This window comes from Desulfosporosinus sp. Sb-LF, from assembly GCF_004766055.1.
Lineage (GTDB): Bacteria > Bacillota > Desulfitobacteriia > Desulfitobacteriales > Desulfitobacteriaceae > Desulfosporosinus.
Genome location: NZ_SPQR01000001.1, coordinates 581764 through 598221, shown reverse-complemented (window position 1 = coordinate 598221; position 16458 = coordinate 581764). Strand labels below are relative to the sequence as shown.

The following is a 16458-nucleotide window of genomic DNA, read 5'->3' as shown; positions in this document are numbered from 1 at the left end:
GAGACAGTTAGTGGTCAAGAAAATTGGCCCATTGAAGGAATCGAATTCTTTATCTTGTTTATACCAAGCATTTCCGTAGTTGCCGACAAAGTTATCATATTTCTTAAAAGCTGGATAGTAGTGAGCCGGGAGCATTTCACCATGGGTATAGACATCCACGCCGGTTCCTTGTGTTTGGACAAGCAATTCTTCGAGGTCTTTCAGATCGTGACCACTGATGAGAATAGCTGGATTATTTCTAACCCCAATGTTTACTTTGGTTAGTTCAGGATTACCGTAGGTTGTGGTATTGGCTTTATCAAGCAAGGCCATCACATCGACACCATATTTTCCTGCTTCTAAGACTAGGGCAACGAGGTCACCAGCTTCGAGCGTGTCGTCGAGGGTAGCAGCCAAGGCTTTTTCGATAAACGCGAAGATCCCTGTTACTTTATGCTCGAGAGTATACGCGTGTTCGGCATAAGCAGCCATCCCCTTTAAGCCGTAGATGAGTAATTCTCTGAGGGAACGAACATCTTCGTTTTCAGTCGTTAATATTCCTACGAGCGCTGCTTTCTTTTCGAACTCATCGGCAGGTGCCGTCCAAGTAGCTGCATCGTGTAAGTTCACCGGAATCGTGCCGCCCACTCTAATGAGTGCTTGTTTGAGATCTTCTCGAAGAGCGAGACCTTCTTGAATTCGTTCTACAAAGCGATTTTTATCGAAGTTCGCATTTGTAATTGTACTAAAGAGGCTCTCCATAATGAACTTTTCAACATCTTTGCGGATGAGATAGCGTTCCCGAGCTTGAACTGCATAAATTGAGATCCCTTTTAGGGTATAAATCAACAGGTCCTGTAAATTAGCAACGTTTTCGGATTTTCCGCAGACCCCTTTGATCGTGCATCCGGTTCCTTTGGCTGTTTCTTGACACTGATAACAAAACATACTCATTTTGTTTCCCCCTAATTTTTATTTGAAGTTTGTTGTTCTCAAGTTGACTACGTTTAGTTTAAATCATATCCGAGTGTAGAACCGTGATTAAGAAGATTCCTTTGGTGTGAGATAAATCACACCTCTATTTTCGACGGAATAGCTTTGTATGCAATAATGGAAAAAAGACAAGCCTATCTCTCATTTAATATTTTGAGAGATAGGCTTGTTGACTTTTCGGCTATTATTTACTCTTCCGCCTGTTTGTTTTCCTCACTTTGATTTACTGTAGCCTCACCCTTTGAAGACTCTCCACAATGTCCGTGTTTGAAAGGATGTTCTCCGTGGTGACCGTGATGACCACAATGCCCCCCTTGACCATGATGTTTGTGCATGGCTTTAAAAAACTGATGAATTGGGGAACCGCTGCCAGGATGCTCGAAGCCTGCTTGCTTGGCTTTCTCACGGAAATTCAGGAATGCCTCAAACGCTTCCAACTTCGCTCTAAGCTTCTCTTTGTCCCCTTTAAGGGTCACTGTGAAACCTTCTTCATTCTCTTCGAAGGTGAACTTAATGTTCTCTAAATTCATAAATACCTCTCCATTTCTAATTCTATTTGAATTGTATGAACCTCAATTTTTAGGGGTGAAAACGCGGTTTTCGAAATCCTGAGGATTCGCGTATAGCCCTGCTTCTTTGGCCCATTCTTCTTTGCCCCGTAGAATTTGAATTCCCTTTCAAAAATAAGACTAAGGTGAATACTGAAAGAAGAATTAGCATTAATCCAACTTTAAAATAGAGGCCCTCTAGCAAGATCGTTCCTGAGATTAAGAACCCAATGCTAAAAATTGCGCGCACAATTCGGCTTGCCTGGTCCCTTTGGTTTTGTAAGAGATTTAACTCAAAACTCTTGGACGGATGAATTTTAATCTCACCGACTTCTAACCCAGTAATAAATCGGTTCAATTTTTCGGGAAGAGTAATAATCTCTGTGAGTGTCTTTTTTGCTTGGTCTATAATAAAACCTTGAGTGCCATTTCCTTTATTCTCTCCAGCTAGGAGTTCCTCTGCATAAGGTCGAAGCGTCTTTATAAGATCGAGCTGAGGGTTTAGTCCACCACAAATCCCCATGATCGTTAAGAGCGACTTTCCTAAAAACAAGGTACGCGCCGGAATCTGAAAGGGCTGGGAATACATAAATTCTCTTAATTCCAGGAGAAATTCCTCTGAATTGACTTTATTCAGGTTAGGATCCTCAAAGACGTTAGCTAATATGAGTTTGAGCCCTTTAACTAAGGTTTGTTTATCAGCATGTGGCCGAAGGAACCCAAGCTTTTCAAAAACGATCACCATTTGTTCTGTATCTTTCTTGAACAAAGCCATGACAAAGGCAATCAATTCTTCCCGCATGCCTTTCTCAATCCGCCCCACCATTCCGAAATCTAAGAAAACGAGTGTTCCGTCTTCTTTAACTAGTAAATTACCCGGATGGGGATCTGCATGGAAAAATGCATCCGTCAGTAATTGCTGCACATAAGCGAAAATCAAGGTGTCCGCAATTTGTGCTCGATCTAATCCGACCCTTTCAAGAGACTCATAATCGTTCACTTTATAGCCTGTGACATATTCCATCGTCAATACACGCTGAGTTGTGTACTCCCAATGCACTTCAGGTACGCTAACTCTAGAGTCTCCCGAAAAATTTGCTCGGAAGATATCCGCATGCCGACCCTCTTTGATGTAGTCGAGTTCATCGAGTGTCGTTTCAACAAACTCTTGATAAATCTGCTCCAAATCAACTGATGCGCTAATCTTGGGATATCGCTTTGCGAAGGTCACCATAAACCGGAGCGCGTTAAAGTCTGTTTGGATAATCTCCTCGATGCCGGGCCGCAATATTTTAACCGCTACTTTATTATGACCTTTTATCTCAGCAATATGAACCTGCCCCAAAGATGCAGAAGCAACCGGCTCTTGAGAAAAGTTCGTATAAACGTCAGCAATAGGACAGCAATATTCTTCTTCAATCCGCCGGATGATTTTCTCCGTTCTGACCGGTTTAACGGCATCCTGCAACTTCGAAAGCTCACTTGTGTACTCCTCAGGTAAAACGTCCACCCTGGAACTAAAAAATTGTCCCAGTTTGATGAGAAGCCCCCCAAGTTCTGTAGCCGTCTCTGTAAATACGCTGGCCTGTTTCCGATAAATGGCTTTGGTCTTCTTTAGATACTTTTCTTCTGTGAGGAATCTTTTTTTCTTATTAAGCCACCAAAGTTGAACTACGAATTGAAGAAACATGGAGATAATCTTTCGAAAGCGTTTATCCTTAAAAAACTTAATAATAATCGGCATTAGTTTCCTCCCAGATCTTAAGGTCCAAACATTATGTTCACTTGCACAGATTGATTACTCTTTAGTTTTATCCTGTTCTGAATCCTCTACGGTAGAACTAAACATCTCCTCAAAAAACCTGGCTTTTCGAAACATCATGTCTGCAAATCTCGTCATAACATCGGATTTGAATAAGATCACCACCCCTCTTCGCTTATTCCCAAGAACCACGAGTTTCTCACCTGGCTCGATACCGATCTCTTCTCTAGCCTCCGCAGGAATAACTATTTGTCCGCGCTCTCCCATAACCGTCGAACCATAAAATTTACCGTGTCGCATCATTCTTACCACCCCTAAAAGTATGATACATCATACTAATCATACTTGCAAATTATTTCTTATTTACACTGTTTATATCTAGCACATAAAAAGAGAGCGCCTGCAATGCGCTCCTTCGAAATAATTAAGTCTCATTTGGCGATAAGGTCATCATCCGTGATATAACGCTCGCCGGCTTGCATTAGGTTTAGATGTTAAGCAATTAAGAAATTGTTGGATTTAATTACCAGGAACGGTATTTTGTAGACATATTTAGAAGGAAAGATGTATAATTGCTTAGTCAACTAATTTTAGGGGGGATATTTCTGACGAACTATCATCAATTTTTTCATAATTACTTGCAAATGTCCAGATTCTTTGTCAATAAGCTAAATGAACAAATTGCCGCCTACGACCTTCATCATTCACAATGGATGATTGTCTATTACTTAAAAAACTTTGGGGCATCGACGCTTGTAGATATTGCTAATTATATGAATGTAGAAAAATCATCGGTTACTCGTACTGCCGACCGTCTTGAAAAGAATGCCCTCATCGAGAGAATACCAGTAAAAGATAAGCGGGAACGAAGAATACAGCTAACTGATTTAGGAGAAGAAGTCTATACTGCGTGCCGACAAATTGTTGATGAATTCGAGTGTAATATCATGAAGGGTACTACAGAAGAAGAGCAGGAGACGGTTATTAAAACGATGCTTAGAATCAGGGCTAACTTGAAAAACATTGGGGAGATCAACCGAAATACGCAAACCGAAATTGTAGATTCTATATAAATTTTGAGGATTGTAAACCACTTTATTGGTGTACAATCCTCTTTTTCAGGAAGCGCACCACAAGCTTGAAAAAATCTCAAGTTTTGTTTCGCCCCCTGTGGATTTTATTAATTAAGTTCCAATGACTGTCCCATAGTAACAATTATTTAACTTCCTCGATTAAAGCCTTAAAGCCCGGTAATGCTTTCTCGATTGTTTTATAAGCGACACAATAGGCAATACGGACATAACCCGGGCAGCCAAATGCACTTCCAGGAACAAGGAGAATATTTTTCTTCTTGGCTAGGTTGCAGAATTCAACCTCATTCTCTATTGGAGTTTTAACAAACATGTAAAATGCACCTTCGGGTTTAATACATTGGTAGCCAAAGGATGAGAGCCCATTATAAAGAAGTTCCCGATTCCTGTTATAGGCCTCAATATCCACTTTTGCATTTAAGCACTTAGCAATGACGCGTTGAAATAACGAAGGAGCATTGACGAAACCTAAAATGCGAGTGGCAATATTCGCTGCTGAAATGATATTTTCGTAATCAGTAGCTTGGTCCGAAATCACTAAATAGCCTATTCTTTCGCCCGGCAGCGAAAGGGATTTGCTGAAAGAGTACCCGATGATCGTGTTCGCATAATACTTTGATAGATAAGGCACTTCAGCGTTATCATAAGCAAGTTCTCGATACGGTTCATCGGAAACGAGATAAATATCGGTTCCAAATTCCTTTTGCTTCTCTCTCAGTATTTCAGAAAGCTTGATGATGGTTTCTTCCGAATAGATGACACCGGTTGGATTATTGGGGGAATTGATGATTACCGCTTTAGTCTTGGGAGTGATTCTCGCTTTAAATTCTTCGAGATTAGGCTGGAAATCAACAGCATTTGGGGATACGATCACCAATTCACCTTCGTAGTTTGCCACGTAGCTTCTATATTCTCCGAAAAAAGGTGCAAATGTGATGACCTCATCCATTGGGTTAAGTAGCGTTTTAAAAATGACGTTTAACCCGCCTGCTGCTCCAACAGTCATAAGAATGTTATTTTGTGTAAAAGAGGTACCGAATTTATCATTGATAGACATTGCAATTGCAGTTCTTACCTCTTCATAACCGGAGTTATTCATATACCCATGAATATTTGCAGAATCTTTGTCACTCACAATCTCTAAAATTGCCTTTTTTACTTCTTCAGGTGCCTCAACATTGGGGTTTCCAAGGCTAAAATCAAAGACATTTTCCACTCCGTGAATTCCCGCCAGTCGCTTCCCTTCCTCGAACATGGCACGAATAATAGAACTGTTTTGTACCTGCACTTGCATTTTCTTTGATATCATAGCGATCAACCTTTCTTCATATAGTTTAACCAGTTCACCATCCCCTGATGAACTGTCCCACGCTTCCTTTATTTCAAGTTTAATAGATTCTCAACTTAAGTCAACATCAAACCTATACTAAGATGAGTGACGCATTCGATAATCTATTTTTTCAGTGTAAACTAAGGTTCGAGCCTTATAAAATGGACATTTCTTACGTATGATCTAGATATTTTATTGAAACATGAGTAGCGTCGCAATATGGTTTATTTCTTGATTCACCACAGCGACAAAGAGTGACTCTGTTTCTTACTTCATAAGTAGAACCGTCCGAGGATTCAATGGGAATATTCCCCTTAACAAAGATTGGCCCACTGGCTCCTTTTTCAGGATCCTGAAGTATTTCAATCGAAGGGTCATATTCAGGTTCAATAGCTTCTCCATTTTTGTCCATGGCAACAAGTCTTCCTGCAGGACAATCGCTTGCTGCTTTAATCGCTTCTTCTCTATAGTTAGGATTATCAGAGCCTTCTGTAAGCTCCCAAACGTTCCCCTCTTTCCTATGGCAAAATCTCGCAAAGGCGCATCGATTATCGTCCATGAGGTCAAGATTAGGCCCCTCAATTTTTTCTGCCCTGTCTGAATACATAGCTGTAGATGCATCCTCAGTTCCGTCAAAACCGGCTTTTTCGTGTGACCCGTCACAAAAGGGTGGATTTTTCGACTTTCCACAGCGGCATAGTGCATATCCCTGAGCCTGTGGAAGTTCACGCCCATCCTTATATTCATTTTCTTTACCCTTTGAAACGATAATTTTCTCCGACAATGGTATATCCCCGGATATTATGTATGGCCCATTCTTTAAAATTCTAAGTTTTTTATCCTTTAACACATCTTACATCACCCTTCATTTATTTATGAGCCTCATACCCCAGAGGTCTCGATCGACCGCAAAAGACATTGTTCTAGTAATTATTAAAGCCTTCGACCTAAAAAAGGAATTCTTGCATTTCGCTAACTCATCAAACACAAACCCATTCAACATTATACCGCAACACTGTTTTTAGCTTGTTTGGTTCGATTTTGCGAGGATCTGAAAGATATATTTCCCGATGTTCATGAGAAATCCTCTTATATCTGTTATCTTTACAAAACTGATCCATCATACCAAAACTTTCTGGCTCGTTATCATAGCTTCCGATGTGAAGCATTTGACAACATAAGCCCTCTGATATTGTGCCAAATTCCACTTTATCTAGGTAAAGGTTTGGCTTTTTCTTTTTTGTTTCATCTTTAAATCGTTCAAATAAATCTTTGGTTAGAAATTCTGGCTGGCGCATCATAATTTTGTACTTAAAGTTGCTTTTATCAGTGGGTAGCAAGGTCTTGTCAAGTAAATCCCACACACCTTCTAGGGGGAAAACAGTGTAGTCATAATAACCCGTTGGAACATGAACTCGTTTGTAGGACATTTTCACTGCATAACTAAGACTGTAAAGTGCGGCAGTGGCAAGGAAAAATTCCTCTCCATTGGGATCGCCCTTGCCTTCGATCATAACAAAGTTCATGGCAGGCACGGTAATGATAACTGGTTTTTTCTTTGGTTGATATAAGTCTTTGTAGGCCTTTTTATAGTCCAATTTATCCATGATACCTCCAAAGTAATTCGTATTTATTCATAACAGAAATAACTACGTTCGCTGTCCACACAGACTTATGCTCTAATATAAGAAGACCCGCTTAAGTATCTAATACTTAAGCGGATTTTAGCTGTGATTTCGAGTGTGAAAACTACTTTTGGGAGTCACTTCTCGCCTACATTTTCATCCTAATCCGTTCAATCGCCTTAAGTGTGTTTTCCCGAGTGCCAAAGGCAGTTAAACGGAAATACCCTTCACCATTCGCACCAAAGCCCGCTCCTGGTGTTCCAACGACATTTGCATTCTTCATCAGTTTATCAAAAAACTCCCAGGAGCCCATATTATTCGGGGTCTTCATCCAGATATAGGGCGCATTGACTCCACCGAATACGGTATAACCGGCGTCTTGTAAGCCCTCACGGATGATCCGGGCATTTTCCATGTAGTAATCAATAGTTTCCTTGATCTGCTGCTTTCCTTCTTCCGAGAATACAGCAACGGCTCCTGCTTGAACAGGATAAGACGCTCCATTAAACTTTGTAGTTTGTCTTCTAAGCCAAAGCTGATTGAGACTATGCGCTTCACCCTTAGAATCATAGACCTTGACTTCCTTTGGAACGATGGTATAGGCACAACGGGTTCCGGTAAAGCCTGCAGTCTTGGAAAAACTTCGGAACTCTACAGCAACCTCTCGGGCCCCTTCAATCTCAAAAATGCTGTGCGGAACGCCTTCCTCTCGGATAAATGCTTCATAAGCCGCATCAAACAAAAGGATAGAGCGGTTTGCTCGAGCATAATCCACCCATTGTTTCAGTTCCTCTTTAGAAAGCGTCATCCCGGTCGGGTTATTTGGAAAACAGAGATAAATCATATCCACACGTGTCTCAGGAAGGGAAGGCTTCATACCATTTTCTTCTGTGCACGGGAGATACACAATTGTTTCATACTGACCCTTCTCACTATTGAACGTCCCTGTCCGCCCAGCCATGACATTGCTATCGACATAAACGGGATACACTGGATCTGTCACCGCCATGATGTTATCGACTCCGAAAAGTTCCTGGAAATTTGCGGTATCACTTTTCGCTCCATCACTAACAAAGACTTCATCAACAGAGAGTTCCACTCCACGAGGGGTGAAATCATGTTCGATAATCTTTTCAATAAGAAACTGGTAACCTTGCTCCGGACCGTACCCCCGAAAGGTATCCGAACTCCCCATTTCTTCCACGCCCTTATGCATCGCCTCGATAACAGCAGGTGGCAGGGGACGTGTTACGTCTCCGATTCCCAACCGGATAATATCCGCCTCCGGATTGTTCGCTCTAAATTGGTTTACTCTGCGGGCAATTTCAGAAAAAAGATAGCTCCCTGGTAACTTCAGATAATTCTCATTCACAAGTGCCATATGTATTCTAGCTCCTTCATTTATACCACTTCACGTTTTATAAATTATAGTTATTCGTTGAAGATTTTGCAACTACACAAGTTAAGTATACAATCAACAATTTACTTAAAGTCCTTTTCCATCTCTTGAATTTTATGATATAGCCATTCATTGATAGGTGTTGACACACCATATTGTTTTCCTAAAGTAATGGCAGTTCCTGAAAAGAGCCCTACCTCTGTTTTCCTGTTAGCTTGCATGTCTTGACGCATGGAAGGCATTCCCAACGGATTTAACTTAGCAAGAACTTCTAACCAATATGTTAAATCTGATTCTCCTAAATTTATACCCACATTTCGCGAAAGGACGATAACTTCCCTCATCGCTGCGATCATTACATTCCTAGGCTCGCCCGCTACTTGAATACCACCATAATTCGTTGAAAATACTGCTACTGTCTGATTCACCCCTGTATTTAACATAAACTTTCCCCACATCCGTTTATCCATCTCGTTCGGAACCTCATAAGGAAAATCAAGGGTATCAAATAGTTCTGCTACAGTAGTCACTTTATCTGACCAAACCGTATTATCTTTTTCACCAAAGCATAGCATTCCCATGTTCTCATAGTTCAACTCGTTTCCAATCTTTACTGCATCCATACCCTGAGCGACGCAGTAAAGCATTTTTTCCATTCCAAACGCTTTTCCTATGATTTCTTCGCTGGAAATTCCATTTAAGGCTGAGAGAATGATTGTATGCTCTCCCACCTGATGCCTTGCGTCTTCAATTGCCTGCGGTAATTGATTGAACTTTACACAGAAAATCAATAAGTCAGTAGGCTCTTGCTCACTTTCAGGTAAAACATAATTGAAATCGTAACGCCCTCCGTTACAATAGATACCATTCATCTCATATTTCTGTTTACGGCTTTGGTTTGCAATAACACGAACATCATGTATTGATAATTTATCAGAAAAATGCTTTGCAAAGATTGTTCCCAAAGCACCTAACCCTACAATTGAAACAGTTCTAATCTTCATCATTCAATATTCCTTTTCTTTCGTTTCTAGTTTTTATGCAATTATTGTATCATGATTTTGTAAATAAGGAGATGCCCAAGAAATTATTCTCCTGTCTAGTTCTAAAAGTGGGATATAAGGAGTGTCCTTGTAAAAACACATCTGACCTTATGTCGGATTTTTCAGGAGATGTTCCCCTTGAAGAAACAAGCCTTTGTAATAAACCCCAACTATCCAAGTTTAAAAGTTTGACGTTTGAGTTTATTCAAATGGTCCGAATTTAAAGTCTAAAAAAGCTTCGCACCCTTATTACCAAGGTGCGAAGCTCATTTTCGGATTGTTTTTTAATTGTTTTTCAGCCGCCATTTCATCCCTGTCTAAAAGCTGGCGGATTTTTCAATGTGGACTCTGTATTAAAGTTGAATCTTGCTCTTTTATATCAGCTACTTCTTTTTTCATAGTTGCTTTGTTGTATGACATTAAATAAGACAGCCCCCAGGATCAACGTTATTCCCACAAATCCATAGCTTGACGGAACTTCGCCGATAAAAATAAACACCCATAATGGATTCATCACTGCTTCAAACATAGCTAAGACCATGGCTTGCAAAGAGCTTGTGAGTTGAACACCCTTAGTATTAAGAATATATGAAAGAGCTACTTGAATGACTCCTAAATAAATCAGGGCCATCCATCCCTGTGAACTTATAGCTAGGAGATTTTCATGAGATGGAATCAGGGGAAAAACGAGGGCAAATATCGCTAAATTACTTAAACATACCAATGAAACGGGAGAAATACCCTTGATTTGAGGCAGAGCTCCGAACATAGCTGCTAAAGCAATCCCACTGATCACCGCCAATAAATTACCCGCCATATTATGGCCTTTGCTGGGCTCTAACAAGAATGCGATTATGCCCATCATGATCATCGCCATCGGCATTACATTTCCCAGTCGCACTTTTATTTGTCGTCTGAAAACTTTGTATAAAAACAAATATAAAGAACCGGCATATTGAAGCGCAACTGCATTTGCAGACGTCGTGTATTTTGTAGCCGACACAAAAGCAACCATCATCACGGTGTATGAAAAAATATAGACGATCGTTGAAGCGCTCAGCTTGATATGTTTTACCCTTAAGAAGGGAAGCAATGTCAGACCTGCTATACCCGACCTCAACGCTACAATAGCTAGTGGATTTGCCTGCACAATTTTAATAAATAAGCCACCTGTACTTAGAAGAATCGCGGATAAAAAAATATATAACATACCCCTGTGGGAATCATTCAATAGCAATTTTAAATCTCCTCAAAAATCAAATAGTAGCAACATAAGTTTCGAGCGAACATGCAAAGGCACCTGCTCTCCTCGCTTCACCCCTCAATTATCCGCACCAAATACTCCGAGTAATGCGATAACCGCTCTTTCGGCCGTAGTTGAATGAGACTCACATTCGTATCCTCAATGTCTTCCACCTCAGGCCCGTAGCTTGGGTGAAGGGCAATCACTCTGAGAGCCTTAGAAACCCCTGCTGGATCCTCAACATACTTCAGAGAGTTAGAATAGTTTTGTAAGGTATTCATATTCTTCGGACGATTCTCGTCTTCGATCCTGTCATTATTCCAAATGTTTAATTTCTTACGGTATTTGGCATCGACGATTATGGAGCCGGAATAAACATTATTATCGAAAACGTCAATTCGAATATCCGGCTTATAATTAGTTCCTTCCATATAGAGAATGCGCTTACTTCGCAGTGCACCGCGCCGCGCTCGGGGCATTTTCTCATTAAATAGCACGGATAGGCGAATTGGACCTTTGACCATTTCCACTAACGTATCATCTTGAAGCACTGGGAACACAAACTCTTGATTCACTTTATATGAATCATCATAAATCCAACCAGAAGTAGGGGTATACCCCGATTGTTCAAGCGCAATGATGGTTTTCATGTAACACCAATATTCGTATAGAACATCGGTCCGCTTCCACTGCACCTTAAAATCATGACGTGAAGGAACTTTAAAATCTTGTGCTCTCAGTTGTTTCCACCAAGTGAAGACTCTCTTATACCGCCAATCTCGTTGAATCTTCGGGGAAAACTGATTAGAGGCGCTTAACGGTGTTAGTCCCTTTAACACAGGGTGATCCATGTATTTCCGGACGTTAAAAATCCCTTTTTGCATTTCACGCTCCATCGATTCGAGACTTACAATTTTCGCCTTCAAGGCGCGAACTTCGTGGCTAGTTGATTTTTGAACCATAACGTAGGGAATTCTCGCTTCGATCGCCCTCTGCTCTTCTGTAATCGTGCACCTTATGGCTTGCAAAACGAATTCCAATTGAGACAAAATATAATGAAGAAAGCCCAGCACCATCCGGTTTTCAGGTGTATTATACGTGTGGTAATCGATAACTCCAAGGATAACTTCTGGGTGAACTACGCTCTTAGAATCAACATTGGCACGTTGTCCTTGAGCCGATAACAACCAGCGGTAAGACTTAGCATCCTGTTTAGAGTTCGCACAGGCCTTTATTTCACGATACTGCCGTTCGAGATACTGATCCGGGCGGCGGGTCAAATCTTCAAGGGTTACCTCAAGCTTCCTAACCATATGATTTAGACTCACAAACTCCGCCAACACCAGAGGGGGAAGCACCCCTCTTTCTTCAAAGAGTTTAAGCCCAGGACTCGTCCGAATTTGGTCAAAAGCGAGCCCCTGGACCATTTCGTTAAGCTCATTACGCATCACGTCTAGTTGATCTTCCGTTATATTATTAGGTCTAATTCTTAACGTTGCTTCTAACGAGCTGCAGACTTCTCCTTTGCTTTTTACGAAGATCATATAGTCCCCAGGAATCAAAGGGTAATCCTCATTGACATCACTATATAAAGAGAAGCGTTGAGTTCCTGGCCTAAGACACGGGATTCCTTCCTCATCAAGATGAAGCTTTAATGAGGCATATCCATCCAGACCGTCAATATAAAGGTATGCATTCTCTTGATTCGAAGTATACGAAACATATAGGTTTTCTCGTTCAAATACCTCAATAACGCTGTCCGGTGTAACCAATCGCGGCATCTCTTGTCTGCCTATTAGAAAAACAATAGAAAAACCGGAATCCTCAAGACGCGTAGCCATGATCTAAAAGCTCCTTCGCCTTTTTATGGCAGACAGCTCGGGAATAGCTGAATGTCGAAACCGCACGGTGTTTTTCAAATAACTGAAGAATTGGACTGTATGCCTGCTCTCGCTCGGAATATTTACCAAAGAGGGGTTCTAAATCCGATTCTGGTCCCTTGAATTTCGTCATGATCCGTTGCACTAATTGAAGATCAAATGCTTTACCACGATCCAGGAGACCTTGCCCATCCTTACTAGATGGGATATTTTTTAAATAAGAACCAATTTGGCGAATAATTCGATACCCTACAACCCGATCTTTGTCAATTTTGCGAAGAACTGAGTTCAATTCATCTAGAAAATCGATTTCCGCATCCGACAAACCGATCTCACTTGGTGAATTATTACACCATGAAGCAAATACATTTCCAGGCACAGGCGAAAGTTGAGTTCGTTCTTCAGACGGTTTTCCTAATGATCTTTCTTCGAACATCGCTTTCCAAGCGCGCAATGATTCATATATTTTGAGACTAATGACATTCGCCCGGTCGAGAACTTTATCACTAAATTGAAACGAAGATTCATCGATGTTAACCGTGCCAATAAAAAACACATTGTTTCCGATGGGAACCCTCGGCGAATACTCGTGCCGGTTATACACCTCTGGTGCGAGTTTTTCACTATATAATGTTAGATATCGATCTTCCGAAAGCTCCAAAATGCTGAGAAATTGGCTAAAGTAATGTTCGACCCGTGCAAGGTTCATCTCATCAAAACAGATAAGATAGAGCTTGTCTTTATTATCTTCTTTAGCCGCTTCAATGAGCAAATCAACAAGACCCGTTTCCGCTGGACGATAAATTTTGTGAATCGCATCGTAGAAACCAATCAAGTCAGCATCATCATTCCAGTGCGGGCGAACCGGTATAAATAAGAATTGTTTGCGTTCTTCACCAGCTTCATCCACACCTGAGAGTCCTAAAGCACGGGCATAGTTAATGACTAACTGGGATTTCCCGACTCCAGACATTCCTGCTAAAACCACTAAGGCGCCTGTTTTAATAGCTATATGAAAATTCACAAGGTCCTCCATGTCATACACAAGTTGATTCGACAAAGCTACTTGATTCAAGTCATTGATAAACGTTTGCTCTCGACTATCCACGCCCTCCTGCACCTCAAAATCCTGCATCCCAGCTTCAAGCACTTCAGAAGGTCGCGTCATTGCATCTCTCACCATAGAATGAACCTCTGGCATCTTAACTTTTGGCACAGTTTTAATTTCCGGGAATTTTTCAAATGAGGACTGACTTGTTGAGATTACGAATGCCTGAGTTGATGTGCTAAACCGTTTAATAAACTCATTGGCTGGAAAAGGTTCACCAAACAACAAATGATTACTGATTTCATTTAAATCCTCATCAAGCAGAAACGCCAAGTTTCCCCGCCTTAAAATTTTACTTTCAGGAATTTCAGCTGGGACACAAGTCACTTCTTCCCCTTCAGCAACATAAATACGCCAGTGTTGCCTAAGTTCTCCCAGCCAACCGGATTTACATCCAAAAAAATGATTCTGATAGCCTATAATTAAAGGGGGATCTTCTGGGTATTGATAAGATAGAAAATCAATGGAAGGGAGTTTCTCATAAAGAATCTTTTGAACTCGCTCCGCTGGTACGTCTCTTGCAATAATCGGTATTGGTGTAAATTGCGAAGTATAGGGATTAAAGGTAATCGGTGTATCGTGAAAAGCAACATTTTTTCCGTTAAAATATACTCTTTGAGTGTCCTTCTTGACAGCTTCTACCGTAAAAGAAAGGAGCCGACTTTTAAAGAATTCCCTCGCCCGTGATTTTCTGTTCTCATTAATCTCGAACTGTCTAAAATGAGAGGTTGTCACAAGTTCATCCGGAAATCCGGCCAACATTAAATCTTTACCCCAAATCGTAATTTGGCGACGTCCATCTAAAGCCTTGTGTAGACTATCTGGCAAAATGGAAATCATATCCACCTGTAACCGTAAAGACTGCGAGTTTATATCCACATCGATACTTTCGATGACTGGTTTTCCAGTTATGATTGAATTCCAGATCCTACTATCTCTGATCATGGACGGTCCTCCCACTGATATTCAAGAGTTCACTGCACGGGATGTTCCAGTACTTAGCAATATCCCTAATCTCATCAATTTTCTTAAGCTTCTCGTCATTCATTTTATAGAGGACAAGTTCACACGTCGACATTCTCCGTCGTGGACGATTCCAATCAATTTCCATAGCCCAAATTGGAATGATACCCAAGGCAATGAGCCTACTATCTATTTCATTGTCACGTTCAGCAAAAATCAAAGCTTTTCGCCCCTGGTATATTGTAAGATCGATGTCAGCACATGGTTCATCCTTAACTTTTTGTAGTTCTCTTCGCGGTGATTGTTCCATTACTTTTTGTTGAGCCAGGGGCTTTTTCTGTTCTAGTTTCTGGCTCAGTAATTCTAGCTCTTTTTCTTTATCTTCCCGTTCCTCTTCAAGTTCTCTCACCCTATTACGATATTTTCCTGCCTCTTCCTTTTCTCTAATCCACTGAGATTTCAGCGCTACCATGTCTGTTTTAAGTTTTTCTAACTGTCCCTTGACTCTGAGCCCGTCCATATTGGCTTTTCTCAACTTATTTTCTAAAGTCCTAATCCTCTTGTGGAGTTCTTCGGTTTCTTGAGTTTCCTTTTCTCCGGAGGGCATCCTCAATATGGAAGGTTCGTAGGCCCTATCAATGATGACTTTTACTTCTCTTGCTTGCATCATTTCTCCAGTTTCCAACGTTTCGTTACTTTGTCTAGCTTCTATCATTTCGTTTGCTTCCTCTATAGCCCCTATCGTTTCGTCTGCTTCTTCTTTTGCCTCTATCGTTTCGTCTGCTTCTTCTTTTGCCTCTATCGTTTCGTCTGCTTCTTCTTTAGCTTCTATCGTTTCGTCTGCTTCTTCTTTATCTTCTATCGTTTCGTCTGCTTCTTCTTTAGCTTCTAGCATTTTATCGGCTTCTTCTTTAACTTCTATTGTTTCATCGGCTTCTTCTCTGGCTTCTAGCATTTCATCGGCTTCTTCTCTAGCTTTCATAGAGTCCAAGGCTATTGCTGCCATAGCTTCTTCTTTTTCCTCTCTCTCTTGATCTTTGCTCTCTGCAGCTTGACAATATAATTTTTCTCCTATTGCTTTAATCTGTGGGTCTGAGCTCAGCGTAAACATGTATCCTACCTTAAATTGTTCTTTTAGAGGTACATTACCTGAAGAAAACATCATCGATGTTTCCTCTGAGAGGGCTTCTAATTCTTTTCTTAAATTCCGATTGATTTCTTGCCAAACCTTAACCTTACCCTCAGGTTTTCCTCTTGGAGGGGACAAAATCTCCTGAATATTTTCGTTTTTTGTTGCTTTTATTTTTCGTTTTAATTTTCTCGCTAAATCCTTTAAAACTTCTTCTGTGAATCCATTCAAAATCAGTTCAGGGTCATATTGAATATTATTCATGGTATCCCTCCCTTAAAATCAAGGTATGGTTATTAATTTTCTTCATTAACGTTCGGAATCCCTTCCGAATGCGGAGAAAACTTAGGGAAAAACATGAACAC

At 40.8% G+C, this 16458-nt stretch carries 14 protein-coding genes; 1 reads left to right on the top strand and 13 read right to left on the bottom strand.

Translation table 11 applies throughout. The annotated features are described in order from the left end of the window. The 4 genes from hcp to E4K68_RS02885 all read right to left on the bottom strand — a co-directional run. Positions 1-933, bottom strand: a 933-nt coding sequence (gene hcp / locus E4K68_RS02900) for a hydroxylamine reductase (protein WP_135377205.1), incomplete at its 3' end; no start/stop codon positions are given. A 227-nt stretch (positions 934-1160) separates the two neighbouring features. Beyond that, positions 1161-1502 carry a hypothetical protein gene (locus tag E4K68_RS02895; protein ID WP_135377204.1) on the bottom strand — a complete coding sequence of 114 codons (342 nt, stop codon included), beginning with the start codon at positions 1500-1502 and terminating at the stop codon, positions 1161-1163. A gap of 49 nt (positions 1503-1551) precedes the next feature. Further along, positions 1552-3264 carry an AarF/ABC1/UbiB kinase family protein gene (locus E4K68_RS02890; protein ID WP_135377203.1) on the bottom strand — a complete coding sequence of 571 codons (1713 nt, stop codon included), beginning with the start codon at positions 3262-3264 and terminating at the stop codon, positions 1552-1554. A 54-nt stretch (positions 3265-3318) separates the two neighbouring features. Beyond that, positions 3319-3585: an AbrB/MazE/SpoVT family DNA-binding domain-containing protein gene (locus E4K68_RS02885; RefSeq protein WP_243450229.1), complete on the bottom strand. Its 267-nt coding sequence runs from the start codon at positions 3583-3585 to the stop codon at positions 3319-3321. 341 nt (positions 3586-3926) lie between these two features. Between E4K68_RS02885 and E4K68_RS02880 the strand changes: the two genes are divergently transcribed. Continuing rightward, on the top strand, positions 3927-4355 hold the full coding sequence (locus E4K68_RS02880; RefSeq protein WP_135377254.1) for a MarR family transcriptional regulator: 429 nt from the start codon (positions 3927-3929) through the stop codon (positions 4353-4355). Positions 4356-4497: 142 nt separating this feature from the next. Here E4K68_RS02880 and E4K68_RS02875 read toward each other — a convergent pair whose 3' ends face one another. The 9 genes from E4K68_RS02875 to E4K68_RS02835 all read right to left on the bottom strand — a co-directional run bounded on the left by E4K68_RS02875 (position 4498) and on the right by E4K68_RS02835 (position 16357). Further along, positions 4498-5682, bottom strand: coding sequence for a pyridoxal phosphate-dependent aminotransferase (locus tag E4K68_RS02875; RefSeq protein WP_135377202.1), 1185 nt, complete (start codon positions 5680-5682; stop codon positions 4498-4500). 193 nt (positions 5683-5875) lie between these two features. After that, complete coding sequence (locus E4K68_RS02870) at positions 5876-6553, bottom strand: CDGSH iron-sulfur domain-containing protein (RefSeq protein WP_135377201.1); 678 nt, start codon at positions 6551-6553, stop codon at positions 5876-5878. Between the two features lie 130 nt (positions 6554-6683). Then, the gene (locus tag E4K68_RS02865) at positions 6684-7310 is read right to left on the bottom strand and encodes a GyrI-like domain-containing protein (protein ID WP_135377200.1); all 627 of its coding nucleotides are present in this window, start codon (positions 7308-7310) and stop codon (positions 6684-6686) included. Positions 7311-7476: 166 nt separating this feature from the next. Then, complete coding sequence (locus E4K68_RS02860) at positions 7477-8709, bottom strand: LL-diaminopimelate aminotransferase (protein ID WP_135377199.1); 1233 nt, start codon at positions 8707-8709, stop codon at positions 7477-7479. Between the two features lie 101 nt (positions 8710-8810). Beyond that, positions 8811-9731, bottom strand: a complete 921-nt coding sequence (locus tag E4K68_RS02855) for a 2-dehydropantoate 2-reductase (protein ID WP_135377253.1) — start codon at positions 9729-9731, stop codon at positions 8811-8813. A gap of 418 nt (positions 9732-10149) precedes the next feature. Continuing rightward, a complete protein-coding gene (locus E4K68_RS02850) occupies positions 10150-10980 on the bottom strand; it encodes a DMT family transporter (protein WP_135377198.1) in 831 nt (276 codons plus the stop codon). 104 nt (positions 10981-11084) lie between these two features. After that, entirely contained in the window at positions 11085-12854 is a 1770-nt protein-coding gene (locus tag E4K68_RS02845; protein ID WP_135377197.1) for a DUF2357 domain-containing protein, read from the bottom strand. Beyond that, a complete protein-coding gene (locus E4K68_RS02840) occupies positions 12838-14946 on the bottom strand; it encodes an AAA family ATPase (RefSeq protein WP_135377196.1) in 2109 nt (702 codons plus the stop codon). Before E4K68_RS02840 ends, E4K68_RS02845 begins: the two co-directional genes overlap by 17 nt. Beyond that, on the bottom strand, positions 14933-16357 hold the full coding sequence (locus E4K68_RS02835; protein WP_135377195.1) for a hypothetical protein: 1425 nt from the start codon (positions 16355-16357) through the stop codon (positions 14933-14935). Before E4K68_RS02835 ends, E4K68_RS02840 begins: the two co-directional genes overlap by 14 nt. Positions 16358-16458 lie beyond the last annotated feature (101 nt).

What these genes read in the sequence shown, in the direction of transcription:
- E4K68_RS02895 (WP_135377204.1), bottom strand. Translation starts at nt 1,502, where the DNA reads ATGAATTTAGAGAACATTAAGTTCACCTTCGAAGAGAATGAAGAAGGT.
- E4K68_RS02890 (WP_135377203.1), bottom strand. Translation starts at nt 3,264, where the DNA reads ATGCCGATTATTATTAAGTTTTTTAAGGATAAACGCTTTCGAAAGATT.
- E4K68_RS02885 (WP_243450229.1), bottom strand. Translation starts at nt 3,585, where the DNA reads ATGATGCGACACGGTAAATTTTATGGTTCGACGGTTATGGGAGAGCGC.
- E4K68_RS02880 (WP_135377254.1), top strand. Translation starts at nt 3,927, where the DNA reads ATGTCCAGATTCTTTGTCAATAAGCTAAATGAACAAATTGCCGCCTAC.
- E4K68_RS02875 (WP_135377202.1), bottom strand. Translation starts at nt 5,682, where the DNA reads ATGATATCAAAGAAAATGCAAGTGCAGGTACAAAACAGTTCTATTATT.
- E4K68_RS02865 (WP_135377200.1), bottom strand. Translation starts at nt 7,310, where the DNA reads ATGGATAAATTGGACTATAAAAAGGCCTACAAAGACTTATATCAACCA.
- E4K68_RS02860 (WP_135377199.1), bottom strand. Translation starts at nt 8,709, where the DNA reads ATGGCACTTGTGAATGAGAATTATCTGAAGTTACCAGGGAGCTATCTT.
- E4K68_RS02855 (WP_135377253.1), bottom strand. Translation starts at nt 9,731, where the DNA reads ATGAAGATTAGAACTGTTTCAATTGTAGGGTTAGGTGCTTTGGGAACA.
- E4K68_RS02850 (WP_135377198.1), bottom strand. Translation starts at nt 10,980, where the DNA reads ATGTTATATATTTTTTTATCCGCGATTCTTCTAAGTACAGGTGGCTTA.
- E4K68_RS02845 (WP_135377197.1), bottom strand. Translation starts at nt 12,854, where the DNA reads ATGGCTACGCGTCTTGAGGATTCCGGTTTTTCTATTGTTTTTCTAATA.
- E4K68_RS02840 (WP_135377196.1), bottom strand. Translation starts at nt 14,946, where the DNA reads ATGATCAGAGATAGTAGGATCTGGAATTCAATCATAACTGGAAAACCA.
- E4K68_RS02835 (WP_135377195.1), bottom strand. Translation starts at nt 16,357, where the DNA reads ATGAATAATATTCAATATGACCCTGAACTGATTTTGAATGGATTCACA.